This window comes from Streptomyces sp. NPDC003023 (assembly GCF_042888225.1).
Taxonomy (GTDB): domain Bacteria; phylum Actinomycetota; class Actinomycetes; order Streptomycetales; family Streptomycetaceae; genus Streptomyces.
This window is the reverse complement of record NZ_JBIAPL010000018.1, coordinates 1-24,121: the sequence shown is the minus strand read 5'-3', so window position 1 is coordinate 24,121 and position 24,121 is coordinate 1. Positions and strand designations below refer to the sequence as shown.

Genomic DNA, 24,121 nt, shown 5'->3' with positions numbered 1-24,121 from the left:
GCGGCTGCGTGACCTTCCCTCCCCGGCCTGCCGACCCGGCCCCGTCGCGGCGTCCTGCGCGCGCACGAACCATGCCGGCGCCGCACCCGCGCCTCGCCCCACCCCCCCTCGCGAGCAGGCCGCACCGACGCGGCTCAGGCGATCCTCCAGCGCACGAAACCACCATCGAGGCCGACAGGTTTTCGCCGGTGGCACCGGGAACGGAAGACAGAGGGGGCGCGGCCCATGGGCGGCACGCTCGTCGAACAGATAGCGGCGCAGGCGCGCCGCGCGCCGGATGCGACGGCACTCGTATGGCACGGCGAGGAGATCAGCTACGGGGCCCTGTGGCGGCGCGCCGCCGCGGCGCGCGCCCGGCTCGACGGCGCGCCGGGCAGCGGGCCCGTCGGCGTCCCTGCCGTCAAGTCGCCCGACACGATCGCCCTCGTCCTGGCCTGCCTGCAGCAGCGCAGGCCGGTGCTGCTGCCGTCGGCGACGCTCGGCAAGGACGTGACCGAGGAACTGTACGAACAGGCCGGCGCCCTCCCACTGCCCGGCACGCCCGCCGGCCCGGCCCCCGCGACGGACGACATGCCCGCAGGCACGCCCGCAGGCACGCCCGCAGGCACGCCCGGCGGTCGGACGCCGGCCGTGCCTGCGGACCCGGCGCGGACCGCGCTGCTGCTGACCACCTCCGGCTCGACCGGGCTGCCCAAGATCGTGCCCGTCACCACCGGCGCGATCGACCGCTTCACCGCCTGGGCCGCCGACGCGTTCGGGATCGGACCGGGCACCGGCGTCCTCAACTACGCGCCGCTCAACTTCGACCTGTGCCTGCTCGACGTGTGGACCACCCTGGCCGCCGGCGGCCGGGTCGTCCTCGTCGACCCCGACCAGGCCCTGAACGGCCGTCACCTGCTGGACCTGCTGGCCGTTCACGACATCCACGTCGTCCAGGCCGTGCCCATGTTCCACCGCCTGGTCACCGACGCCGCCCGCGAACGCGACGGCAGCGCCCTGCCCGGCGTACGGCACGCCATGACGACCGGCGACGCACTGCCCGGACCGGTCCTGGCCGAACTGCCGCGCCTGTTCCCCAACGCGCGGCTGCACAACATCTACGGCTGCACCGAGACCAACGACAGCTTCGTGCACGAGGTGAGCGCCGCAGAGGCCGCCGCCGGGGCGCCGCTGCCGCTGGGCCGCCCGCTGCCCGGCGCCGACGCCCTCGTCGTCACCGGCGAGGGCCACCTCCTGCACGGCGCGGGCAGCGGCGAGTTGTGGGTCACCACACCGTTCCAGTGCGCCGGCTACCTCGGCGCCGCCGCCGGCCGGCCGGTGTTCGTGCCCCACCCCACCGGAGCCGACACCCGCCGCTGGTACCGCACCGGCGACCTGGTGCACCGCAGCGCACACGGCGTCCTCACACTGGCCGGCCGCACCGACTTCCAGGTCAAGGTCCGCGGCGTGCGCATCAACGTCCAGGAGGTCGAGCACGTCCTGCTCGCCCACCCCGACGTCACCGAGGCCGCCGTCCTGGCCCTGCCCGACGCGGTGGCCGGCCGGCTGCTGCACGCCGTGGCCCGCCGCACCCCGGGCAGCGGCCTCAACAGCCTGACCCTGCGCGGCCATCTGGCCCGCGCCCTGCCCAGAGCGGCGGTCCCCTCCGTCCTGCGCTTCACCGACGAGCCGCTGCCCAGGACCTCCACCGGCAAGGTCGACCGCGACCGCGTCGTGCAGGACCACTTCACCAAGGAGAACTGACATGCCCCACGCCCAGGCCCCCGCCCGCGTCCACGCCCAGGCCATCAAGGAGTTCCTCGTCGGGGAGTTCCTGCCCGACCTGTCCGCCGGGGACCTGGCCGACCACGACGACCTGCTGGAGGGCGGCGTCATCGACAGCCTCGGCCTGCTCAAGGTGATCGCCTGGCTGGAGGACCGGTACGGCATCAACACCGACGAGGTGGACCTGGACCCCGAGTCCTTCAAGTCCGTCGCGGACATCGAGGCGTTCGTCGAGAACGCCTGCCGCGACCGCGCGAAGGCCGCCTGATCATGCACGACGCCGTCGCCGCCCTGATCGCCCAGGACGGGCCCGTCGAACTGCCGCAGTGGCACGCGTTCTTCGACAGCCTGCACGACGGCACGCTGCGCCGCGGCGAGAGCGTGGCCCTGCTGGCGTCCCTGTCCACACAGATGCCCGAACGCGCCACCCTGACCGCGCTGCTCGACGCGCTCGCCGAACGCCGCCCGGTCCAGGGCGCCGCACCGGCCGGGTTCGCCGGTGCCGTCAACATCGTCGGCACCGGCGGCGGCCCGCGCACCCTCAACATCTCCACCGCGGCCGCCCTGACCGCCGCCGCGATGGGCACCCGCGTCGTCAAGACCGGCTCACGCGCCTACACCTCCGCGCTCGGCTCCCTCGACCTGCTCGAACGCCTGGGCATTGCCACCACCGCCTCCTACGAGCAGACCCACGAGATGCTCGAACGCTGCGGCATCGCGTTCGCCGGCCTGTTCGTCTACCCGGCCGAACTGGGCCTGCTCGCCCGCGCGGTGATGCCCCTCGAATTCCGCCGGCTGGGCCGCTTCGTCAACGCGCTCGGCCCGTTCCTCGCCGACATGCCCGTCGCCGCCCAGCTCACCGGCGTCTCCGACCCGCGGCTCGTGCCCGGCCTGCGCCACGCCGCAGAACACACCGCCCGCCGCACCGGCCGGGCGGTGTGGCTGGCCACCAACGACACCGGCGCCGACGAACTGATCGGCATCACCCCCAACCGCATACGCACCTACGAAGGCGGCGGCGAGGACGAGTTCACCCTCGACCCCGCCGCGCTCGGCCTGCGCCCGGGCACGATCGAGGACCTGCGCCCGGGCACCGACCCGGTCCGCGACGTCCTCGACCTGCTCGCCGGCCGCGGCCGCCCGGCGGCCGAGGACGCCGTCTGCCTCAACGCGGCCGCCCTCGCCGTCGCCGGCCGCCTCACCGGCGACTGGCACCAGGCCCTGCGCGGCGCCCGCGCCGTCCTGACCGACGGCTCCGCCCTCGCCCTGGTCGACCGCCTGCGACGCGCCACGGAGGTGGCCCATGCCTGACACCCGCCCCGCACCCACCGGCAACACCCCCGCGCCCGTACCCGCACCCACCGGCAACAGCCCCGCGCCCGTACCCGCCGGCGCCGCGCCTGCCGCCGGGGGCTTCTTCGCCGACGCCAGGCCCGGCCGGCCGGGCCTGGCCCTGTTCCTCAACGCGGGCGACCCGCCGCTGGACCGGCTGCCCGAGCTGGCCGCCGTCCTCGACGAGAGCGACATCGACTGCCTGGAACTGGCCGTCCCCTTCCCCGGCTCCGTCACCGACGGCCCCGTCATCCGCCGGTCCGCCGACCGCGCCCTCGCCAACGGCACCGGCCTGCCCGCCGTCCTCGACGCCGTCGCCCGGATCCGCCCCGGCCTCAAGAAACTGCGCATCGCGCTGCTCGCCGACTTCAGCCACACCGTCAAGGGCACCGCCCCCGGCGACTTCGCCGCCGCCGTGCGCGACGCCGGCTGCGACGGGCTGCTGCTGCACGGCGTGCCGCCGCGGCTGCGCGAGGCCCACTACGAGGCCGCGCACACCGCCGGCCTGCCGCTGGTCACCACCTGCTACGCCGTCTCCAAACCCCAGGCGCTCGCCGAGGCGGCCGCCGAGGCCACCGCCTACCTCTACCTGGTCGCCCACTACGGCCGCAGCGGCACCGCCGCCGCCCTCGACCACGACCGGCTCGCCCGCTGTGTCACCGACCTGCACACCGCCGCCCGTGTCCCCGTCGCCGTCGGCTTCGGCGTCCGGACCCGCGCCGACACCCTGCGCCTGCAAGGCCTCGGCGCCGACGCGGCCGTCGTCGGCAGCGTCGGCGTCGCCCGTGTCGAAGACGCCCTGACTCAGGGCCGCGACCCCGTCGAGGAGTTCGCCGCCTTCGTCACCGAACTGCGCGGCCACTGAACCAGGAACCGCCGCCCCCACCCCCCGGAACACACCCCGCCCCCGGAACACACCCCGCCCCCGGAACACACCCCCGGAACACACCCCCGGAACACACCCCCGGAACACACCCCCGGAACACACCCCCGGAACACCCCGCCCCGCCCCGTGCGGCCCCGCCCGTCCGGCGAGGCCGGGACGGACGGCGGCGGCCCCACCGTACGGAAGGAGAAACCGGCATGATCGTCCGCAAGCTCGACGAGGTCGCCTGCGTCGACTGGGGCAACGGCCTCAGCCGCAGGTTCCTCACCCAGGCCGACGGCGTCGGCTACACCGTCACCGACACCATCGTCCGCGCGGGCACCACCTCCCGCCTGGAGTACCGCAACCACCTCGAGAGCTGCTACTGCATCGCCGGCAGCGGGCAGGTCATCGACAGCGACGGCACAGCGCACCCCGTCACCCCCGGCACCCTGTACGCCCTGGACCGGCACGACGCCCACTGGCTGGTGGCCGCGGAGCACGAGGACCTGCGACTGGTGTGCATGTTCACCCCGGCGCTGCGCGGCGACGAGAGCCACGACCTCGACTCGCCCGAGTTCTCCCACTACTGATGTCCGACTTCACGAAGGAGCAGCAGGCCCTGCGCGAGGGCCTCGCGCCGCTGCTCGCACAGCTCAACGAGGGGCACATCGAGCGGGACGCGGCCGCCGAGTTCCCGCGCGAGGCGTGGCGGCTCCTGGCCGCCACCGGCATCCTGGGGCTGCCCTTCGACGAACAATACGGGGGCCTGGGCCAGTCCCTGACGACCACCATGTACGTCCTGGAGGGGTTGGGAGAGGGCTGCCGCGACGCCGGACTGAACTTCTGCGTCTGCACCCATCTGGTCGCCGCCGGCGTCCCGTTGCAGCGTTTCGGCTCCGCGGCGCTCAAGGAGCGCCACCTGCCCGGGATCTGCTCCGGCGAGCTGATCGGCGCCCATGCCATCAGCGAACCCGACAGCGGCTCCGACGCGCTCGCCATGCGCACCCGGGCCCGCCGCGAGGGCGACACCTACGTCCTGAACGGCAGCAAGGCGTTCGTCAGCAACGGGCCCGTCGCCGACGTGTTCACCGTCTACGCCCGCACCAGCGACCGGCCCGGGCCGCTGAGCATCACCGCCTTCCTCCTCGACCGCGACACCCCGGGCCTGAGCCTGGGCCGGCCACTGGCCAAGATGGGCCTGCGGACCTCCCCGCTGTGCGAGCTGTACCTCGACGACTGCCGGGTCCCCGCCGAGCGGGTGGTGGGCCGGCCCGGGGGAGGGTTCCTCGTGCTGGACCATGTGATGCGCTGGGAGATCCTGTGCTCCTTCATCATCAGCGCCGGCGAGATGCGCCACCGCACCGACGCCTGCGTCGACTACGCCCGCACCCGCCACCAGTTCGGGCAGCCCATCGGCTCCTACCAGGCCGTCTCCCACAAAATCGTCGACATGGCCACCGGCACGGAGACCTCCCGCCGCTGGCTGTACGAGACGGCGCGGAAGATGACCCGCGGCGAGAACGTCACCCAGGACATCGCCATGGCCAAACTCGTCACCAGCGAGGCGGGCGTCGCCTCCGCGCTGGCCGCCGTGCAGATCTTCGGCGGCAACGGCTACATGGCCGAGTACGGCATCGAGAGCCAGCTGCGCAACGCGGTCGCCGGAACGATCTACTCGGGCACCTCCGAGACCCAGCGCAACCGCATCGCCGCCCTGCTCGGCCTGTGAACCCACCTCCAACGAGACGGACCCGCCTGCCATGACGACCCCCCTGAGCACCGAAGCCCTCGCCGCCACCGAGTTCCTCGACCACACCGGCGAGGCGGTACGCGCCTTCGTCGCCGACGCCCTGCCCGCCGGCGCGACCACCCCCACCGAGCAGGCCGTCGCCCTGTACTACGCGGTCCGCGACAAGGTCCGCTACGAGGTCTACGGCGCCGATCTGACCCGCGAGGGCCTGCGCGCCTCCTCCGTCGCCGCCACCGGCTCTGGCATGTGCCTGCACAAGTCCGTCCTGTACGCGGCGGGCCTGCGTTCTCTGGGCATCCCCGCCCGCCTCGTCCTGACCGACGTGCGCAACCACCTCGCCTCCGCCAGACTGGTCGGCCTCCTGGGCGGCGACGTCTTCCACCAGCACTGCCTCACCTCGGTCCGCCTCGAGGGCCAGTGGGTGCGCGCCACACCGGTGTTCAACAAGACCCTGTGCCGCCTGTACCGGATGGCGCCCCTGGACTTCGACGGCACCACCGACAGCGTCCACCACCCCTTCGACCTGAAGGGCCGCCGCCAGATGGAGTTCCTGCGCTTCCACGGCGAGTTCGACGACCTGCCCTACGACGCCGTCCTGGCCGACCTGCGCGCCGCCCACCCCGGCCTGTTCCCCGACGACGCCGACCGCTTCGCCGCCGGCTCCCTGGTCCACGACGCGCACCGGCCGGCGGCCGCCTGATGCTGATCAAGCTCTGCGGCGCCACCACCGGCGCCGAGGTCGACGCGGTGGCCGCCTCCGGCGCCGACCTGATCGGCCTGTGGCACCGCGTACCGGGCGGCCACGCCGACCTGACGGCCGAACGGCTCACCGTACTGGCCGCCCGCTCCCGCACGGTGGGCCTGGCCCCGGTGCTGGTCACCTTCTCCTCCGACACCACCGGGCTGCTCGCCGCGATCACCGCCGCCCGCACCCCCTGGATCCAGCTGCACGGTTTCCAGACCCCGTCCGTCGTACGCACCCTGCGCGAGAAGGGCCCCGACGGCCTGAAGATCGCCAAGGTGCTCCACGTACGCGACGGGGCCTGCCTGGAGGGCCGGCTGACCGGCGCCTACGAGCGGGCCGGCGCCGACTGCTTCCTGTTCGATCCCGTCACCGACGACGGCCGCGTCGGCTCCACCGCCCAGTGCCTGAAGGACCGGGCGGTCACCACCCTGGCGGACGCCACCGGCCTGCCGTTCCTCCTCGCCGGCGGCCTCGGCCCCGGCAACCGGGGCGACTTCCCCGCCACCCGCGCCCATCCCCGCTTCCTCGGCATCGACGCCGACTCCGCCGCCCGCGCCCCCGGCGGCCTCCTCGACACGGACCACGCCACCGCCCTCACCCGCGCCTGGCGCGCCTGAAAGCCCCCGGCGGCCGAACCGGCCGCCGGATACCCGGCCCGCTCCTGCCGGACACTCACCTCGGTGTGCCGAGGACACCGCAAAGCCGAGGCCGGCGGCCGTACCCGGCCGCCGGCCTCGGCGGCTGCCGCACATGCTCCGGACCGCTGCCGCGGCGAACTTTGCCTGGAGCGCGCGAGGGCAGGCCGATCAGCTGCGGTACGCGTCGCGCAGGTACCGGATCGAGAGGATCTCGACCGCGTGTTTGCCGACGCCGATCCGGTACAGGGCCCGGTAGGTGCCGCGCCGGGCCGAGCAGAGGTCCTCGTGTGCCGTTCGCCGGACCGGCAGTTGCTGCGAGCGGCAGGATGGGGCCGTGCCGACACAGATGCTGCTTGCCCGGGCCCGGGGACTGTGGGAAGACCTGGCCCGGATGCCGGGGGCGTTCGGGCCCCAAGGCGCTGTGAACGTGGTCGTCTCCCCGCAGTCGGGGCTGTGCCCGCCCGGCTGGGTCGGCGCGGTGACTCTCGGCGGATCGGCGCTGGTGACCGTCGGGAGTGAAAGCACCGCCGTGATCGTGCGCGACGCGCTCACCACCCTGCCGGTGGGTCTCGTGGCGGACGCCGCAGCAGTGCGTTCTGTGCTGCCGGTGACCGCGACGCTCGGGCCCGCGACGCTGTCGTACGTGTCCCCGGCAGGATTCCGCCCGGCCGCCGCGCCGCCGGCAGTGGACCAACTGTCGAGCCGGCACGAGGGCGTACGCGCTCTGCAGGAGTGGGCGGGGCGCGACGATGCCGCAGAGGCCGCTCTGGAGGAGGTCACCTCACCCGTGTTCGCGATCCACGAGGACGGCAGGGTGGTGGCGGCCGCCGGATACCGGGCCTGGCCCCGTCGGACCGCTCACCTCAGCGTGCTGACGGCACCGGAAAGGCGAGGGTGCGGCCTGGCCCGGGCGACTGCCTCGGCGGCTGTCGCACATGCCCTGGCCGCCGGCCTGCTGCCGCAGTGGCGCGCGCGGACCGCAGCCTCTTGGCGCGTGGCGGCCGCGTCGGGTTTCGAGGAACTGGGCGCCCAGCTCTCCCTCGAGCTCGGCCGGGAGAAACCACCGGCGTCCCCTGCTCCCGGCGGGCCGGCCCGGTAGCCGGGGCCGGCCGCCTCCTGCCGTGCCCCCCAGCACGCCGGCACCCGTCGGTCCGGTGCTCGGACCACTGCCGCGGGCAGCCGCAGCGGACTGCTCACCGAAGTGCTCTCCTCAGCCGTTCACAGACCTGCTCGACGTCCGCCGCCTCCGGGAAGCACTCCGCTTCCCCCATGGCCACCTGCAGCGCGGGTCCGACAGCGTCGAACCGGGCCACGTCCTCCCTCCGGGCGGGCTGCACGACGAAGTGGAGGTGGCCGGGAACGCCACCGGCGTGCGACCACAGGCACACATACACCTGCTCCGGTGCCGTCACCTCGGTGACGGCGGCGCTCACCCTGCGCAGCAAAGGCCCCAGCTCGCCGGACTCCTGCGCCGTCAACCCGGCGACATGCACCACATGCCGGACCGGCTTGACCACGACGGTGCCCACGCCCAGCGGGCCGACGCAGTGCTCAACCACCCACGCGCCGGTCCGCAGCACGGTCCCGCCCGGCAGCGGAACCTTGCCGGCCATGAGGTCACACGCCATACAGCCTTCGCTCACCACCCACTCCTCGGACACGACACCCCGCCTTCCCCGGACAGGATTTTGACGACTGCTCAGCATCCGCCACAGGGACGGCCTCCGCCACCGGGTTCACGCGCAGGGCCGGCCCTGCCGGACAACGGGCGAGTGCCCGGACCGCGATCCCGTGCGAGGAACAGCGCCGATACACGCCGGCACGCGGCCCGCCCGGTCTGCCGGGGCCGGCAGACCGGGCGGGCCGATGAGTCAGGAACGTGCGCCGCGCGTCGTGGTGCGCCGGCCGCGGGCGGTGCGGCCCCACGGCTTGTAGACGGAGACCACCGCGGCGACGGTCAGCAGCACGAACAGCACCGACACGCTCCACAGCAGGAAGTCCGCCGGCCAGCCGGGCCGGGGCGGGGCGCCGCCGGCGGTCGCGGTGTTGTCGGCGGCCCGCATGACGATCGGGTGGATCACGAACCACGCGAAGACCGTCATGAACAGGGTGATCACCCACTTGGTGACGATCCACCAGTGCAGCAGCAGGCCCCACTTGGTGCCGCAGGACAGCAGGATGCCGGACAGGGCGGCGGTGATGCTGAACACCGTCACGCAGGTGTCGTCGAACACGTACATCGCGTAGTAGACGCCCTTGGCGACGGCCGCGTCGTCGGTGGTGAAACCCATGACGGCGAGCACGGCCATCGCCAGGGACAGCCCCACCCAGCCCACGGAGGTGACGACGTGGACGGCCAGGGTCAGCCGGCGTGCTCTGCGCGAGAGTTCGAACTTCTTCGCGGCCTTGCCCCGCGTCGTCGTGGTGGTGGTGGGGGACTGGCCTACAGCGGTGGCGGACAAGGCGCGACCTTTCATGGGGGGAGGGGAGACGGACACGGACAGACAGCGAAGACACGGGCGCACAAAGGGCCCATGGGGCCGGGGGAGTGGGGCGGGGCGCGCGGGAGCGTGCGGGCGGGGCCCTGCGCCCAGCATGCCCGCCGCCGCTCGAGGGCCGCTCGAGCGGACCCGCCCGGCCGCTGGGCCCGCCGGGCGCCGCCGGGTGGGCGCGTTCCAGCGAGTCTCAGGGAAGTCTCCAGCCGCCCTGGCCAGCCTTGCACCACCAAGGTTGGAGCAGTCCCACGCAGATGGGACCGACAGGGTGGAGCAGGCGTGAGTGTTCTGGTCACAGGAGCGACAGGATCGGTCGGCCGGCACGTGGTCGACCAGCTCGTGGCGGCGGGGCAGCAGGTGCGGGCCCTGACCCGCACCCCGGCCACGGCCGGGCTCCCCGAGGAGGCCGAGGTGTTCGAGGGCGACCTCGAGCAGCCGCAGACGCTGCGGGCGGCCCTGACGGGTGTGGAGCGCCTCTACCTCTTCCCGGTCCCCGAGACCGCGCGCGAGGTCGTCGCCCTGGCCAAGGAGGCCGGTGTGCGGCGCATCGTCGTCCTGTCCTCCTCGTCGGTCCTCGACACCTCCGGCGACAACCACAGCGCTGAGCACCACCGCACGGTGGAACGCGCCGTCGAGGAGTCCGGCATCGCGTGGACCTTCGTACGGCCCGACGAGTTCGCCACCAACCTGCTGTGGAAGTGGGGCCACTCCATCCGCACCGAGTCCCTCGTGCGCGCCCCCTACGGCGGTGCGCCGCGCGTCCTGATCCACGAGGCCGATGTCGCCGCCGTGGCCTGCGCCGCGCTCCTTCAGGACGGCCACGAGGGCCGCGCGTACGTGCTGACCGGCCCGCAGGCCATCACCCAGGCCGACCAGGTGAAGGCGATCGCGGCCGCCACCGGCGTTCCCGTCGCCTTCGAGGAGATCACCCCCGACCAGGCCCGTGAGCAGATGGGCCACTTCATGCCGCCGCCGGTGGTCGAGATGATCCTGGGCTACCTCGCCGACGCGATGGACCACCCGCCCGTCCCGAACACCACCGTCGAGCAGGTCACCGGCCGGCCGGCCCGCACCTTCGCCCGCTGGGCCGCCGACCACGCCGGCGACTTCACCCCCGCGCGTGAGACGGCCGCGGCGTGAGCGCCGACGCCCAGGCCCCCGCCGCCACCGCCCCGCACCCCGCCACCGTCCCGCACCCCGATGCGGGCACCGGTGTTCGCGCGGACGAGGACGTCAACGCGTATGTGCGGCTCACCGGCAGCGGCCGGCCGGAGGACCACGTCGTCGCCGGTCACGGCCCCCGGCCGGCCACCGCCCGCCGCGGCCGGGTCGTCGTCCGTGTCGAGGCCGCCGGAGTGTCCTTCGCCGAGGTGCAGATGCTGCAGCACCTGCATCCCTTCCCGCCCCGGTTCCCCTTCGTGCCCGGTTACGACCTCGTCGGCCGCATCGTGGCGACCGGCGAGGACGTCCACGACTGGCAGAGCGGCGACCGGGTCGCGGCGATGCCCCGCCACGGCGCCTGGCAGCAGTACGTCGAGGTGCCCGCCACGTCCCTGGCCGCGGTGCCCGAACACCTGGACGCGGCCGTCGCCGTCTGTCTGATCACCAACGGTGTCACCGCCTACCAGATGCTGCACCGGCACACCGACCTCGCGCCCGGCGCCACCGTGCTGGTGCACGGCGCCAGCGGCGGCGTGGGCACCGTCCTGACCCAGCTCGCCGTCCACGCCGGGCTGCGCGTCATCGGCACCGCCTCGCCCGCCAAACACGACGCGGTCCGCGCCCTGGGCGCCACCCCGCTCGACTACCGCGCCCCCGACGTGCCCGCCGCCGTCAGGGAGCTGGCCCCCGCCGGCGTGGACGCCGTCTTCGACCACATCGGCGGCCGCGGACTCGACGACGGCTGGGCGATGCTCGCCGACGGCGGCACCCTCATCTCCTTCGACTCCTCGGTCGCCGGCTACCGGCCCGGCCAGTGGTTCCGCCCCCATGTGCCCGCACTGCGCCGCACCGCCACCCGCTTCCTCGCCCGCCACCTGCGCCTGACCCGCGGCCGCCGCCAGAGCATGTACTACGTCAAGCCGGGCGACGCCTTCCGCGCCGACCTGGCCGCCCTGTTCCGGCTGGTCGACGCCGGCGTCCTCACCCCCGAGGTCGCCGGCCGCCACCGCCTCCACGCCGCCCCGGCCGCCCTGCGTGCCCTGCTGGACGGCACCACCGTCGGCAAGCACGTCCTGCTTCCCTGACCCCCGGTAAGGACCCAACGCCATGACCGCATCACTGGCCGAACTGCCCACCCTGAGCGTCCAGGAGCGCAACAAGCAGATCGCGCTCGACTGCGCCGCCGCCTGGAACCGCTGGGACCTGGACGGCATCTTCACCCACTGGTCGCCCGGCATCAGGCACTTCTCCGAGGACCGCCCCGTCGACTGCGAGATCATGAAGGCCGCGATGCGCGGCGGACTGGCCGCCTTCCCCGACCTGCACCTGGACGTCCGCAGCGCCGTCGCCCAGGGCGACCGCGTCATCCTGCGCATCACCGTCACCGCCACCCACCTGGGCGACTTCTTCGGCAAGGCCGCGACGGGCAGGAAGGTCACCTGGTTCATGCTCGAGGAACTGCGCTTCGACCAGGACGGAAAGATCATCGAGCACTACGACGTGTTCAACTACCTGCCCATGCTCAAGGAACTGGGCTTCGTCGACCCGGGCGTCCTCGCCGGCTGACCACCCGTGCGGGGAAAACGGAAGAAGGGGCCCGATCCGCAGCGCCGCGGACCCGGCCCCTTTCTCCCGTTCGACACCGTGCACCAGGCGTCAGACCTCGATGCCCTTGAGATACGCCGCGAACGACAGCAGCCCCGGGTGCTCGGCCCGCAGCGCGCCGATGTCCGCCCGGTAGCCGTGCTCCTGGAACCACTCGAACATCAAAGCGATCTCGGGTGCGTTGGGGATGTACGGGTTGCCCGCCACCGCGTCCAGCGCCAGCTCCTCGAACCGGGCCGGCAGCCCCGTACGGGCGGCGAACGCGCCGGCGACCTCCCGCGCGCTCAGCTCGTCACCCGCCAGCTCCACCGCCCGGCCCAGATACTGCCCGGGCTTGTCGAACGCCTCGGCGGCGAAGAAGCCGATGTCCTCGACGGCGATGAACTGCACCCTGGTGTCCGGCTTCAGCGCCAGCTGCACCACCAGCGTCCCGTCCACGTTGCGCGGGCCGTGCGCGGCGAAGTTGTCCATGAAGAACGACGGACGCAGCACCGTCACCGGCACCCCGAGCTCCTGCAGATACCGCTCGATGTGCCGCTTGGAGTCGAAGTGCGGCACACCGCTGTGCCGTTCCGCGCCACCGACCGAGCTGTACACCACGTGCGCCACCCCGGCGGCCTTCGCCGCCCGCGCCACCGCACGGCCCTGACGGACCTCACCGCCCAGCCCCTTGGGGGTCATGAACGTCTGCACGGAGAACACCCCGTGCACACCCTCCATCGCGGCGCGCAGCGACGCCTCGTCGTCCAGGTCGCCGCGCACCACACGCGCACCGTCCTGCGCCAGAGCCCGCGCCGCCGGCGCGTCGACGTCGCGCACCAGGGCCGCCACCGGCCGCCCGCGGCGCAGGAGTTCACGCGCACACGCCCCGCCCTGCAGACCCGTCGCACCGGTCACCAGGACCGTGCCGGCAGCCGTGCTCACACCGTCACCTCCTCGGCCGCGAACAGCGCCGCGTTGGCCTGCGCCCACCGGCGGTAGGGCCGCGGCTCACGGCCGGTCAGCTCCCGCACCGCGTCCGTGGGCCTCGCCCACGGCACTCGGGGACTGTGCAGCGCCGCCACATTGGTCACCGCCGCCGCACGGTCGCCGGTGATGCCCGTGAACACGTCCACGACCTCCTCCTGCGGCGCGACGGAGAAGTCCAGCTCACGGCCCAGCACCTCACCCAGGATCCGGGCCTGCTCCCGGGACGTCAGCACCTCGGGGCCGGTCAGCACATACGCCCGGCCGCGGTGCCGCTCGTCGCCGAGCGCGGCCACCGCACAGGAGGCGATGTCGTACTCGTCGATCGGCGCACCCGCATTGTTCCCGATCCAGCAGCGCACCGCCCCGCGCTCACGCACACTCCTGATCCACCACGAGGTGTTGGCGTGGAACGGCCCCGGACGCAGAAACGTCGTGGCCACGCCACTGCCCGTGACGGCCTCCTCCGCGGCCCGGTGCTCGTCCGCGATGCCGTGCGCATCAGGATGCAGCACACTGGCCGACGACAGGAACACCAGATGCTCCACGCCCGAACCGGCCGCGGCCTCGGCGACGTTCCGGGCCTCGCCCGCCACATCGCCGGACAGCACCACCAGCGCCGCCGTGACCCCCTCGAACGCGGCCGTCAGCGACGCCGCGTCGGCGGGGGAGCCCGCCACCACCTCCACCCCCTCGGGCAGTCGCGCCTGATCCGGCGTGCGGCTCAGGGCCCGCACCCGCCGGCCGGCCGCCGCGAGCTGCGCCGCGGCCTCCCGGCCCACCTTGCCGGTCGCTCCGGTGACAAGAATCATCGCTCAGTCCCTCCAGCCGTTCGGCTCCGGCCACGGCGACCCGAGCTGCCGGTAGGTGCCCTGGTAGTCCGGCCAGTCCCGGTGGTCACGGATCTTCCCGTCGACCATGCGGATCAGATGGATCTGCTCACCGGAGAACCGCCGCCCGGTCGGCGCCATGCCCACCAGGTCACCGACATGACGGCCGTACAGGACGAGGTTCGCGCGCACCCAGTCGCCGCGCTCCTCGATGAGGACCTCCTCCAGAAACGCCTCCTCGGAGAACGTCATCCTCAGCCACTTCACGGCCATCGCGAACGAGTCGGGACCACGCAGGTCCATGTGCTCCATCGTCGCCGGATTCAAATAATCCGGGTGGATGAATTCCGCGACGTCATCGGTCTTTCCCGTGTTGTACGCCTCCACCATGCGGCGCACCGCCGCTGTGTGACTGCTCATCGCATTCCCTTTCACCGAGGAACCGGCAGAAAATTCAGGACACTGGCGCACAGTGTGCGGTGGTGAAAAGGAGCCCGGCAAGCAGCGAATTGCCCCCGTCGACCGGCCCTCGAACGGTCCTCCACCACCACCCGGCCCAAACCCCGCAGCATCGACGCAAACACACCCGCCACCACCCCGGAGCCGCTGCGTGGACACCACCACGACCACCTACAAGACGAAAGTCACCGCCGCCTTCAACAAGGCCGCGGCGACCTACGACCGGCTCGGGGTCGAGTTCTTCACCCCCATGGGCCGCCGCCTCGTCGAGCACGCCGACCCCCGGCCCGGACAGCGCGTGCTCGACATCGGCTGCGGCCTGGGCGCCACCCTGCTGCCCGCCGCCCGGCAGGTCGGCCCCGACGGCCACGCCCTCGGCATCGACATCGCCGAGGCGATGATCGAACAGGCCGGCCGCGAAGCCGCACGCCAGAACATCACCAACGTCGACCTGCGCGTCATGGACGGCGAACACCCCGACCTGCCCGCCCGCTCCTTCGACCTCGTCCTCGGCAGCTACAGCGTCATCTTCCTGCCCGACGCCCGCGCCGCACTGGCCCGCTACGCCGGCCTGCTGCGCGACGGCGGCCGCCTCGCCTTCACCAGCCCCGTCTTCGACCGCTCCCAGTTCCCCTTCCTGCCCCCCCTGTTCAGCCGCTGGATCGACATGTCGCTGCTGCGGCACCTGCCGCCCGCCTGGCACCCCGCCCAGCTCCACCGCCAGCTGCACTCCTGGCTCGAGGACCCCGCCGACCTCGAAGCCGCCCTGCACCGCGCCGGCTTCACCGACGTCACCGTCACCGACGAGATCGTCGAGATGACCGCCGCCGACGGCGACGCCTGGGTCGAGTGGTCCCACACCCAGGGCATGCGCCTGCTGTGGCAGCACCTGCCCGCCGACGAGGCCGCCGCCCTGCGCACCCGCCTGACCACGGAACTCGACGCCCTGCGCGAGGACGACGGCCCCGTGCGCATCGACGTCCCCGTCCGCTACGTCACCGCCACCGTCGCCCGCTGAACCACCCGCACCCGCACACACGGGGGCGGGCCCCCGGGGAAGAACCACACCCCGGGGGCCCGCCCCCCTGCCACGGCCCCTCAGCGCCTCAGGTCACCGACAGCGCACCGTCCACCGCCACCACCGTGCCGTTGGCGTACGCGGCCTGCGGGCGCGTCAACTGCACGATCCACCAGGCGATGTCCTCCACCCGGCCCACCCGGCCCGCCGGGATCCGCTCGGCCATCTGCTCCAGGAACGCCTCGTACGCCTCCTCGGGCATCCCGGCCCGCACCCCCACACCGGTGTCCACGACACCGGGCGCGACGCCCACCGACCGGATCCCGCGCGGCGCGAGCTCCACCGCCCAGGTGCGGGTCAAGAAGTCCAGCGCGACCTTCGCCATCCCGTACACCGAGTTCTCCGGCCACGCCCGCCGGCCCAGCGAACCCGCCGAGCTGACGTTCACCACGACACCACGCGTGGCCTCCAGCGCGTCCAGGGCCTGCTGCGTCAGAAAAAGCGGACCCAGCAGATTCGTGCCCAACTGCGCACGCACCGCGTCCCTTTCCAGGCCCTCGAGCCCGCAGAAGGACGTGACGGCCGCATTGTTCACCAGCACATCGAGACGACCGAATTCCTTCAGCGCCGTCCCCACAATCAGAGCGGGCGCATCACGGTCGTGAATATCGGCGGCCAGCACACGAATACGGTCGGATCCGTCCGCTGTTTCCTTCAGTGTCGATTCACTGCGCCCGACAATGAGCACATGCGCGCCGTCGTCGGCGAAAGCACGGGCCGTGGCGGCACCGATACCGGTGCCGCCGCCGGTGACGACGACCGCCTTCTCCACCGGATTCGTCATCGCCGCCTCACGCGCACAGCGCGGTGTTCACACCACGGATGACGGCCTGCTCGGCCTCCGGCCCGAAGTCCTTGTCACCGATCGTGAACGACAGCTGCACCCGCGCCTGCCGGTCACGGGTGGTCGCCGCGAACGTGGCGTAGCCGGGGATGCCGGCGCCGTGACCCCACAGGTCCAGATCGGCGTCGTTCTCCAGCTTCATGATGCCCAGCCCGTAGCCGATGCCCATCGGCAGGTTCTCGATCATCTCGGGCGGCAGCGCGGTCGTCATCTGCGTGAACTCCGCCTCGTTCAGCAGCTTCCCGTCGAACAGCGCGTCGAAGAACCGGTCCAGGTCCGCGGTGGTGGAGATGATCTCACCCGCGCACCCGGCCTCGGAGGGGTTCATCAGCGTCACGTCCACCGGCTCGCCGCCGATCTGCATGTAGCCGCGGGCGTGCGGCCCCGGAATGTTCGGGTCGTCACCCGGCAGCGTCGTCTCCGCCAGCCCCAGCGGCTCGAGCACCCGCCCGGTGATCTCCTCACGGTAGGAGCGGCCGGTGACCTTCTCGATGAGCAGACCCACGATGAAGTAGTTCGTGTTGCAGTACGCGAACCTGCTCCCCGGCTCGAACTCCAGCGGCTTGGCCGCCGCGATCGCGATCAGGTCCCGCGGCTCGTAGTGCTTGTAGCGGTCCCGCAGGAACCGGTCACCCGGCTTCTGGAACGAGTCCATGTAGTTGTACAGACCGCTGGTGTGCTGCATCAGATTGCGCACCGTGATCTTCTCGCCGTACGGCAGCAGACCCGGCAGATAGCTCTCCACGCTCCGGTCCAGCTCCAGCCGGCCCTCGGCGACCAGCTGCAGCACCACCACCGCCACGAACGGCTTGGTGATGCACGAGATACGGAAACGGCCGTCCTCGGGCACCGGCCGGTCCGAGCCCAGCTCCGCGATCCCGGAGGTGACGACGAAGGAATGCTCTCCCCGGGTGACCCGGAACTGCACACCCGCCGCACCCGCGGCCACCAGCCGGTCCGCCGCGCCCTGCACAGCCTCCTGAAGAGCCGAGACACCCGGCCGGTCGATCGTCGTCTGCGTCATGTGGTGAAACCCCCATCGGGTGGCGATTCGGTCCGTGCGCGAGGCGGAGCACCCACCAGGAGCTCCCGGCCCCGCGCAGGCAGTGCCGTACGCGGCCCAACGTGACCGCACACGATGGAGGCCCGCCCGCACGCCACTGGAGCCCCGCTCGCGCCCCTCGCCCACCCGCCCGACCCCGCCCACCCCCACGCCCCGAGCACACCCGCACCCCGCACCCCCGAGCCCCGTCCTGCGAGCCCCCGAGCTCCGTCCTGCGAGCCCGCGCGTCCCGCTCTGCGAGCCCGCGCGTCCCGTCCTGCGAGCCCGCGCGTCCCGTCCTGCGAGAAACCGTCGAGCACGCTTCGACGGTTTCTCGAGCACCACCGCACAACGTTGCTCCGACACCCGACCGGTGCCAGCCGGCTGGGCACGACGCGGAGGAGGCCCACACCGTGCCGCGATTCACCCACCCGGAACTGCCCCTGGACGGACTGCTGCGCCAGGCCGCCGTCAACGACCCCGACGGCATCGCCCTCACCCACGGCCCGCACACCTGCACCTTCGCCGAACTCGACACCCGCGCCGACCGGATCGCCCACTACCTCCACCGCACCGCCGGCCGGCCCACCACCGTCGGCGTCGCCAACACCCTCGACGCCGCCTTCGCCGCCGCCTACTACGGCACCAGCCGCAGCGGCGCCACCATCGCCCTGATCAACCCGCTCGTCGGCGAGAGCGCGCTGCGCCACATGTTCACCGCCGCCGCCGTCGAGATCGCCTTCGTCCCCCGCGCCACCGCCGAACTGCTCGTCAAGATGCGCGAGCACCTGCCCCGCCTGACCACCCTCGTCGTCACCGACGCCGACGACGGCGTGGTCCCCGCCGACGCGCTGCCCCTGCACCTGGCCCTGCACGACACCGCCGGCGAACCCGCGGCACCCGGACCGGACAGGACAGCGGCCGACCTGTCGGCGACCGTGTGCCTGCAGTTCACCACCGGCACCACCGGCCGCCCCAAAGCCGTGCGCCTGACCCACCGCAACCTGGTCGCCAACGCCCACCAGATCGCCCTCGCCCACGGCCTGGACGCCGGCTCCGTCACCCTCAACCACCTGCCGCTGTTCCACGTGATGCACCTCAACTCGGCGATCTGCGCCGGCGCCCGGCAGGTGCTGTGCACCGACGGTGACCCCTTCGCCTCCCTCGACCTGGCCGCCCGCACCGGCGCCACCCACTACTACGGCCTCCCCGCCCGCCTGCACCGCCTCGCCGCCGACCCGCGGCTCACCTCCCCGGCCGGCGGCCCGCCCGCCCTGCCGCAGCTCACCGCCGTCATGTCCGGCGGCACCGCCCTGGCCCCCGCCGCCGCCCGGCGCCTGAGCCAGGCGCTCGGCGTCCCCGTCGTCCAGGGCTACGGCATGACCGAACTCTCCCCCCTCAGCCACAACCAGCACCTCACCGACCACCCCCGCCCCGGAGCCGTCGGCCACCCCCTGCCCGGCACCGAGAGCCGCATCGTCGGCCTCGACTCCCGCACACCCGCCCAGCCCTGGGCGACCGGCGAGGTACAGGTCCGCGGACCCCAGCTGATGGCCGGCTACCTCGACGACGACGAACCCTCCCGCGTCGACGCCGACGGCTGGTTCTCCACCGGCGACATCGGCTACCAGGACACCGACGGCGCCCTGTTCCTCGTCGACCGGCTCGGCGACGTCTTCAAGTACGACAACGAACTCGTCTCACCCACCGCCGTCGAACGGATCATCACCGACGACCCCCGCGTCGCCGAATGCGTCGTCGTCGGCTGGCCCGACCCCGTCCACGGCGCCGTCGTCTGGGCCGGCATCGTCCTGCACGAGACACCCGGCCCCCCGCACCACGCCCCCCACGCCGTCCTCGACGTCCTCGACGCGATCACCGAGAAGGCCAACTCCCGCCTCGCCCACTTCGAACGCATCCGCCGCGTCGAAGCCCTCGAGGCCGTCCCGCGCACCCCCACCGGCAAACCCCGCCGCACCGAACTGCGCCGACGGCTGCGCGCCCGCGCCGCCGCCGAAGCAGCCGCCTGAACCCCACCACCTCGCACCCGCCCAGGAGGCAGACCATGGTGACCTTCGTCAACAAGCTGACCGTGCACGGCGACCACGACACCTTCCTCACCGCCCGCGCCCGCCTCACCGCCTACATGCGCGCCCAGCCCGGCTGCATCAGCCACCAGAACCTGCGCGCCGTCGGCCAGGACCACGTCCACCTCGAGATCGCCGTCTGGGACAGCCCCCAGGCCCACCGCGCCGCCGTCACCAGCCCCGGCTTCGCCGCCGTCGTCGCCGACCTCAAACCCCTGGTGACCGCCGAACCCGCCCTCTACACCGACGAGAGCGCCGACACCCCGCTGGAGGCGGCCGGTGTCCGGTGACCTGAAACCCCACGACGTCCTGATCGCCGGCGCCGGCCCCGTCGGCCTCAGCGCCGCCCACGAACTCGCCCGCCGCGGCCTGCGCGTGCGCCTCGTCGACGCCGCCACCGGACCCGCCCGCACCAGCCGCGCCGTCGCCGTCCACCCGCGCACCCTGGAAACCTTCGACCAGATGGGCACCCTCGCCCCCGTCGTCGAAGCCGGCCGCGCCAACCGCGCCTTCACCATGTACGCCTCGGGCCGCCGCCTGGTGCGCCTGGAGGCCGACTACCGCACCATGCCCACCCGCCACCCGTACACCGTCCTCATCGAACAGACCCGCACCGAAGCCGTCCTGCGCGACGCCGTCACCGCCCTGGGCGTCACCGTCGAATGGGGCGTGCGCCTGACCGGCTTCGAACAGGACACCACCTCCGTACGCACCACCCTGCGCCACGCCGACGGCACCGAGGAGACCTGCCACGTCCCCTGGCTCATCGGCTGCGACGGCGGCCACAGCACCGTACGCAAACACCTCGGCCTGCCCCTGATCGGCGAGAGCCGCGACACCTGGATCCTCGCCGACGCACCCCTGCGCACCGACCTCGAACCCGACAGCATCTACTGGGTCCACACCGGCGGAGCGGCCCTGATGATGGTGCCCTACGCCCGCTCCGGCCACTGGCGGCTCCTGGACACCGCACCCGACTCCGCCGACGCCACCGGCGCCGCCGACCGCTTCGCCGCCCGCCTCACCCAAGGCCTCGGCCGCCCCGTCCACGTCGGCGACCCCGAATGGACCTCCGTCTTCACCTTCCAGCAGCGCATGGTGCCCCGCATGCACACCGGCCGCGTCTTCGTCGCCGGCGACGCCGCCCACGTGCACAGCCCCGCCTCCGGACAGGGCATGAACACCGGCATCCAGGAAGCCTTCAACCTCGCCTGGAAACTCGCCATGGTCCACCACGGCCACGCCCGCCCCGAACTGCTCGACACCTACAGCACCGAACGCGTCCCCATCGGCAAGGCCCTCCTCGGCTCCACCCGCACCGCCACCTACCTCGTCGCCCTCAAGAACGCCCTCGCCACCCTCGCCCTGCCCATCGTCTTCACCGCCGTACGCAACCTGCCGCCACTGCGCCGCGCCATCCAGCGCAAGGTCCTCGGCGGCATGTCCGGACTGCGCATCGACTACACCACCAGCCCCCTGACCACCGGCGCCCGCCGCGAACACGTCCCCGTCGCCGACCCGATCGCCGTGCCCGTCCCGCTGCCCCGGCGCCGCCACGTCCCCGGCCCCGGCGAACGCGCCGCCACCGCCACCGCCCGCCGGCCCGACTCACCCGGCCCCCGCGCCCTCGCCGACGAACTGCGCGACGTGCGCTTCCACCTGATCCTGACCCCCGCCGCCCACACCACCACCCCCCAGCGCACCGCCGCCGACGCCGCCGCCCGCCACAGCGCCTGGCTGTCCGTCCGCACCCTCACCACCACCACCACCGACACCACCACCGGCACCGGCGTTGACCGCGGCGACGCGGCCCCCCGCCCGCTGCCCGACCCCGACGGCGCCCTGCGCCACGCCCTGGGCCTGCCCCCCGGCGCCTGGGCACTGATCCGACCCGACGGCTACCTCGCCGCCCGCGGCGGCCTGCTCACCCCGCGCGCCCTCGACGACGCCCTGCGCCCGCTGTCCCTCACCCCGCAGCACCCGCACCCGCACGCCGAGCGCCCCGCCCGCGGCGCGGGCACCGTCCTCCAGCAGCCCTCCTGCGGCCGTCGAGCGGACTTGGACACCGTCGAGAGCACCGTCGGCACCACTGCCGGCGCACCGCACAAGGAGGCAAGGCGATGACGCACCCGTCACCGGCGACCCCGCCGGTCGCCCTGGTCACCGGCGCCACCAGCGGCATCGGCCTCGCCGTGGCCCGCGACCTCGGCCGCCGCGGCCTGCGCGTCTTCATCTGCGCCCGCACCGCACAAGAGGTCAAACAGACCGTCGAGGACCTGCGCGACGAAGGCCTGGAAGCCGAGGGCATCGCCGCCGACGTCCGCTCCCGCGAGTCCGTCGCCACCCTGGTGCGCACCGTCGTGGACACCTACGGACCCGTCTGCGTCCTCGTCAACAACGTCGGACGCAGCGGCGGCGGCCCCACCGCCGACATCGCCGACGAACTCTGGTACGACGTCATCGACACCAACCTCAACAGCGTCTTCCTGCTGACCCGTGAGGTCCTCAAACACGGCGGCCTCACCGACGCCCCCCGCGGCCGCATCATCAACATCGCCTCCACCGCCGGGAAACAGGGCGTCCTGCTCGGCGCCCCCTACTCCGCCTCCAAACACGGCGTCGTCGGCTTCACCAAGGCCCTCGGCAAGGAACTCGCCCCGGCCGGCATCACCGTCAACGCCGTGTGCCCCGGCTACGTCGAGACCCCGCTGGCCGAACGCGTCCGCCAGGGCTACGCCGCCGCCTGGGACACCACGGAGGAATACGTACAGGAGCAGTTCGAGGCGAAGATCCCCCTCGGCCGCTACACCACCCCCGAAGAGGTCGCCGCCCTGGTCGGCTACCTCACCACCGAACACGCCGCCTCCATCACCGCCCAGGCCATCAACGTCTGCGGCGGACTGGGCAACTTCTGAAAGAGGATGAGAGATGTCCGCTGAGCGAGTGCACGCAACGACGCACGAGGTGACCGTGGCCGCGCCCGCCGGCGTCGTCTACGGCCTGATCTCCGACGCCGTCCAGTGGCCGCTGTTCTTCCCGCCCAACGTCCATGTGGAGCGCCTCGAGTTCGACGGCGCCGGCGAACGCCTGCGCATGTGGGCCACCGCCAACGGGCAGGTCAAGTCCTGGACCTCACGGCGGGTGCTGGACCCCGAGCGGCGCCGTGTCGAGTTCCGCCAGGAACTGCCCGCCCAGCCCGTCAAGTCCATGGGCGGCACCTGGATCGTCGACGCGCTGGGCGCCGACCGCTGCAAACTGACCCTCCTGCACGACTTCACCGTCGCCGACGACGCCCCCGACGACGTCGCCTGGGTCGAACGCGCCACCGACACCAACAGCCGCGCCGAGCTGGCCAACCTCCGCCATCTCGCCGAGAGCTGGAACCGGCTCGACGAACTCGTCCTGTCCTTCGAGGACTCCGTGCGCGTCGACGGCCCCGCCGAACTCGTCTACGACTTCCTCTACCGGGTGGGCGACTGGCCCGAGCTCGTCCCCCACGTCTCCCGCCTGGACCTGACGGAGGAGACACCCGGCGTCCAGGTCATGGCCATGGACACCGTCACCGCCGACGGCTCCACCCACACCACCGAATCCGTCCGCGTCTGCTTCCCCCACGCCCAGCGCATCGTCTACAAGCAGACCGCCACCCCGCTGCTGATGTCCGCCCACACCGGCGAATGGTCCGTCGTCCCCGACGAGCGGGGCGTCACCGTCACCTCGCAGCACTCCGTCGTCCTGCGCCCGGAGAACATCGAACCCGTCCTCGGCCCGGACGCCGACGTCGCGGCCGCCCGCCGCTACGTCCGCGACGCCCTGGGCCGCAACAGCACCGCCACGCTCAACCTCGCCAAGAAGCACGCCGAGAGCGCGGTCCGAGTCCTTTGAAGGGGCCCCGACCGCACCCGCAGGAGGACACCGTGAGCACGCCGGAGGCCGCGGACGCCACATGGCGCGTGGAGCGGGGACAGCCCACCGAGGAGGAACTGGCCGCGCTCGCCCTCACCCTGATGTCACGGCTGGCCGCACCGGCACCACAGGCCCGCCCGGCCCCCGGACCGCGGTCCCTCGCCCGCTGGCGGCGGACCGACCGCACCACGGACTACCGCTCCCCGCAGAGCTGGAGAGACTGAAATAAACCGCCAACGCGGTATGTAAATCCATCGGTTCGAGAGTGACGCGCCGTAGAGTGGGCCACCGGGCCCGGATGGACGCACCCCCGGAATCCCCTTGCCCTGCAAGGGGAGTGAACGTTCCACAGGTATAGATGACGTCAAGGAAAACAGGGCGGACGGTCCTATATTGACAAACCGTCCGCCCTGTTTTTTACTCGTTGCACTGAGGAGTGCTCGCATACATGCGCGAACAGGGGAGACGGCGTGGACATCGAGGTGCTGGGGGCGCTTGGGGTGCGGGTGAACGGGGTGTCGGTGACGCCGACGGCGCCCAAGCCGCGGCAG

Annotated in this window: 26 protein-coding genes; 19 read left to right on the top strand and 7 right to left on the bottom strand. The window is 72.9% G+C overall.

Annotated elements, in window-relative coordinates:
• The first annotated feature begins 225 nt into the window (after window positions 1–225).
• The 9 genes from ACFYV1_RS33360 (at window position 226) to ACFYV1_RS33320 (ending at window position 8,196) form a co-directional block, all read left to right on the top strand.
• Entirely contained in the window at window positions 226–1,743 is a 1,518-nt protein-coding gene (locus tag ACFYV1_RS33360) for an AMP-binding protein (RefSeq protein WP_389399402.1), read from the top strand.
• A gap of 1 nt (window position 1,744) precedes the next feature.
• On the top strand, window positions 1,745–2,032 hold the full coding sequence (locus ACFYV1_RS33355) for an acyl carrier protein (RefSeq protein WP_389399401.1): 288 nt from the start codon (window positions 1,745–1,747) through the stop codon (window positions 2,030–2,032).
• A 2-nt stretch (window positions 2,033–2,034) separates the two neighbouring features.
• The gene (locus tag ACFYV1_RS33350) at window positions 2,035–3,075 is read left to right on the top strand and encodes an anthranilate phosphoribosyltransferase (protein ID WP_389399400.1); all 1,041 of its coding nucleotides are present in this window, start codon (window positions 2,035–2,037) and stop codon (window positions 3,073–3,075) included.
• Entirely contained in the window at window positions 3,068–3,961 is an 894-nt protein-coding gene (gene trpA, locus ACFYV1_RS33345; RefSeq protein ID WP_389399399.1) for a tryptophan synthase subunit alpha, read from the top strand. The genes ACFYV1_RS33350 and trpA overlap by 8 nt, the downstream gene beginning before the upstream one ends.
• Before the next feature lie 218 nt (window positions 3,962–4,179).
• The gene (locus ACFYV1_RS33340) at window positions 4,180–4,554 is read left to right on the top strand and encodes an ectoine synthase (protein WP_389399398.1); all 375 of its coding nucleotides are present in this window, start codon (window positions 4,180–4,182) and stop codon (window positions 4,552–4,554) included.
• Window positions 4,554–5,693, top strand: coding sequence for an acyl-CoA dehydrogenase family protein (locus ACFYV1_RS33335; protein WP_389399397.1), 1,140 nt, complete (start codon window positions 4,554–4,556; stop codon window positions 5,691–5,693). The genes ACFYV1_RS33340 and ACFYV1_RS33335 overlap by 1 nt, the downstream gene beginning before the upstream one ends.
• Window positions 5,694–5,724: 31 nt before the next feature.
• Entirely contained in the window at window positions 5,725–6,414 is a 690-nt protein-coding gene (locus ACFYV1_RS33330) for a transglutaminase family protein (RefSeq protein ID WP_389399396.1), read from the top strand.
• Window positions 6,414–7,076 (top strand): N-(5'-phosphoribosyl)anthranilate isomerase, encoded by a 663-nt coding sequence (locus tag ACFYV1_RS33325; protein ID WP_389399395.1) that lies wholly within the window; start codon window positions 6,414–6,416, stop codon window positions 7,074–7,076. Before ACFYV1_RS33330 ends, ACFYV1_RS33325 begins: the two co-directional genes overlap by 1 nt.
• Before the next feature lie 355 nt (window positions 7,077–7,431).
• Complete coding sequence (locus ACFYV1_RS33320; RefSeq protein ID WP_389399394.1) at window positions 7,432–8,196, top strand: GNAT family N-acetyltransferase; 765 nt, start codon at window positions 7,432–7,434, stop codon at window positions 8,194–8,196.
• 94 nt (window positions 8,197–8,290) lie between these two features.
• Here the strand turns inward: ACFYV1_RS33320 and ACFYV1_RS33315 are convergent, their stop codons facing one another.
• Together ACFYV1_RS33315 and ACFYV1_RS33310 are read right to left on the bottom strand one after the other, a co-directional pair.
• Window positions 8,291–8,740 carry a hypothetical protein gene (locus ACFYV1_RS33315; RefSeq protein ID WP_389399393.1) on the bottom strand — a complete coding sequence of 150 codons (450 nt, stop codon included), beginning with the start codon at window positions 8,738–8,740 and terminating at the stop codon, window positions 8,291–8,293.
• 228 nt (window positions 8,741–8,968) lie between these two features.
• Window positions 8,969–9,574 (bottom strand): DUF2269 domain-containing protein, encoded by a 606-nt coding sequence (locus tag ACFYV1_RS33310; RefSeq protein ID WP_389399392.1) that lies wholly within the window; start codon window positions 9,572–9,574, stop codon window positions 8,969–8,971.
• 297 nt (window positions 9,575–9,871) lie between these two features.
• Between ACFYV1_RS33310 and ACFYV1_RS33305 the strand changes: the two genes are divergently transcribed.
• Genes ACFYV1_RS33305 through ACFYV1_RS33295 form a run of 3 tightly spaced genes read left to right on the top strand, consistent with a single transcriptional unit; the run spans window position 9,872 to window position 12,319 of the window.
• Window positions 9,872–10,732, top strand: a complete 861-nt coding sequence (locus ACFYV1_RS33305) for an NAD(P)H-binding protein (RefSeq protein WP_389399391.1) — start codon at window positions 9,872–9,874, stop codon at window positions 10,730–10,732.
• Window positions 10,729–11,838 carry a zinc-binding dehydrogenase gene (locus tag ACFYV1_RS33300; RefSeq protein WP_389399390.1) on the top strand — a complete coding sequence of 370 codons (1,110 nt, stop codon included), beginning with the start codon at window positions 10,729–10,731 and terminating at the stop codon, window positions 11,836–11,838. Before ACFYV1_RS33305 ends, ACFYV1_RS33300 begins: the two co-directional genes overlap by 4 nt.
• Window positions 11,839–11,860: 22 nt before the next feature.
• Window positions 11,861–12,319 (top strand): ester cyclase, encoded by a 459-nt coding sequence (locus ACFYV1_RS33295; RefSeq protein WP_389399389.1) that lies wholly within the window; start codon window positions 11,861–11,863, stop codon window positions 12,317–12,319.
• 90 nt (window positions 12,320–12,409) lie between these two features.
• On the opposite strand, the gene ACFYV1_RS33290 is transcribed toward ACFYV1_RS33295, so the two are convergent.
• Genes ACFYV1_RS33290 through ACFYV1_RS33280 form a run of 3 tightly spaced genes read right to left on the bottom strand, consistent with a single transcriptional unit; the run spans window position 12,410 to window position 14,574 of the window.
• Window positions 12,410–13,282, bottom strand: a complete 873-nt coding sequence (locus ACFYV1_RS33290; protein WP_389399388.1) for an NmrA/HSCARG family protein — start codon at window positions 13,280–13,282, stop codon at window positions 12,410–12,412.
• Window positions 13,279–14,136 (bottom strand): SDR family oxidoreductase, encoded by an 858-nt coding sequence (locus ACFYV1_RS33285; RefSeq protein ID WP_389399387.1) that lies wholly within the window; start codon window positions 14,134–14,136, stop codon window positions 13,279–13,281. Before ACFYV1_RS33285 ends, ACFYV1_RS33290 begins: the two co-directional genes overlap by 4 nt.
• 3 nt (window positions 14,137–14,139) lie before the next feature.
• The gene (locus ACFYV1_RS33280) at window positions 14,140–14,574 is read right to left on the bottom strand and encodes a SnoaL/DnrD family polyketide biosynthesis methyl ester cyclase (RefSeq protein WP_389399386.1); all 435 of its coding nucleotides are present in this window, start codon (window positions 14,572–14,574) and stop codon (window positions 14,140–14,142) included.
• A gap of 190 nt (window positions 14,575–14,764) precedes the next feature.
• Here ACFYV1_RS33280 and ACFYV1_RS33275 point away from each other — a divergent pair, with 190 nt between their 5' ends.
• Complete coding sequence (locus ACFYV1_RS33275) at window positions 14,765–15,631, top strand: class I SAM-dependent methyltransferase (RefSeq protein ID WP_389399385.1); 867 nt, start codon at window positions 14,765–14,767, stop codon at window positions 15,629–15,631.
• An 88-nt stretch (window positions 15,632–15,719) separates the two neighbouring features.
• On the opposite strand, the gene ACFYV1_RS33270 is transcribed toward ACFYV1_RS33275, so the two are convergent.
• Window positions 15,720–16,475 (bottom strand): SDR family NAD(P)-dependent oxidoreductase, encoded by a 756-nt coding sequence (locus ACFYV1_RS33270; RefSeq protein WP_389399384.1) that lies wholly within the window; start codon window positions 16,473–16,475, stop codon window positions 15,720–15,722.
• Window positions 16,476–16,482: 7 nt separating this feature from the next.
• Window positions 16,483–17,559, bottom strand: a complete 1,077-nt coding sequence (locus ACFYV1_RS33265; RefSeq protein WP_389399383.1) for a serine hydrolase domain-containing protein — start codon at window positions 17,557–17,559, stop codon at window positions 16,483–16,485.
• A gap of 431 nt (window positions 17,560–17,990) precedes the next feature.
• Here ACFYV1_RS33265 and ACFYV1_RS33260 point away from each other — a divergent pair, with 431 nt between their 5' ends.
• From ACFYV1_RS33260 to ACFYV1_RS33235, 6 genes are read left to right on the top strand one after another with little or no spacing between them, the layout of a single operon-like run.
• Window positions 17,991–19,607: a class I adenylate-forming enzyme family protein gene (locus tag ACFYV1_RS33260; RefSeq protein WP_389399382.1), complete on the top strand. Its 1,617-nt coding sequence runs from the start codon at window positions 17,991–17,993 to the stop codon at window positions 19,605–19,607.
• 35 nt (window positions 19,608–19,642) lie between these two features.
• Window positions 19,643–19,954 (top strand): antibiotic biosynthesis monooxygenase family protein, encoded by a 312-nt coding sequence (locus ACFYV1_RS33255; protein WP_389399381.1) that lies wholly within the window; start codon window positions 19,643–19,645, stop codon window positions 19,952–19,954.
• The gene (locus ACFYV1_RS33250; protein WP_389399380.1) at window positions 19,944–21,788 is read left to right on the top strand and encodes an FAD-dependent oxidoreductase; all 1,845 of its coding nucleotides are present in this window, start codon (window positions 19,944–19,946) and stop codon (window positions 21,786–21,788) included. The genes ACFYV1_RS33255 and ACFYV1_RS33250 overlap by 11 nt, the downstream gene beginning before the upstream one ends.
• Window positions 21,785–22,579, top strand: coding sequence for a 3-oxoacyl-ACP reductase FabG (fabG, locus tag ACFYV1_RS33245; protein ID WP_389399379.1), 795 nt, complete (start codon window positions 21,785–21,787; stop codon window positions 22,577–22,579). The genes ACFYV1_RS33250 and fabG overlap by 4 nt, the downstream gene beginning before the upstream one ends.
• Window positions 22,580–22,592: 13 nt before the next feature.
• Window positions 22,593–23,549 carry an aromatase/cyclase gene (locus ACFYV1_RS33240; RefSeq protein WP_389399378.1) on the top strand — a complete coding sequence of 319 codons (957 nt, stop codon included), beginning with the start codon at window positions 22,593–22,595 and terminating at the stop codon, window positions 23,547–23,549.
• A gap of 32 nt (window positions 23,550–23,581) precedes the next feature.
• Window positions 23,582–23,794, top strand: a complete 213-nt coding sequence (locus tag ACFYV1_RS33235) for an acyl-CoA carboxylase subunit epsilon (RefSeq protein ID WP_389399377.1) — start codon at window positions 23,582–23,584, stop codon at window positions 23,792–23,794.
• Window positions 23,795–24,121 lie beyond the last annotated feature (327 nt).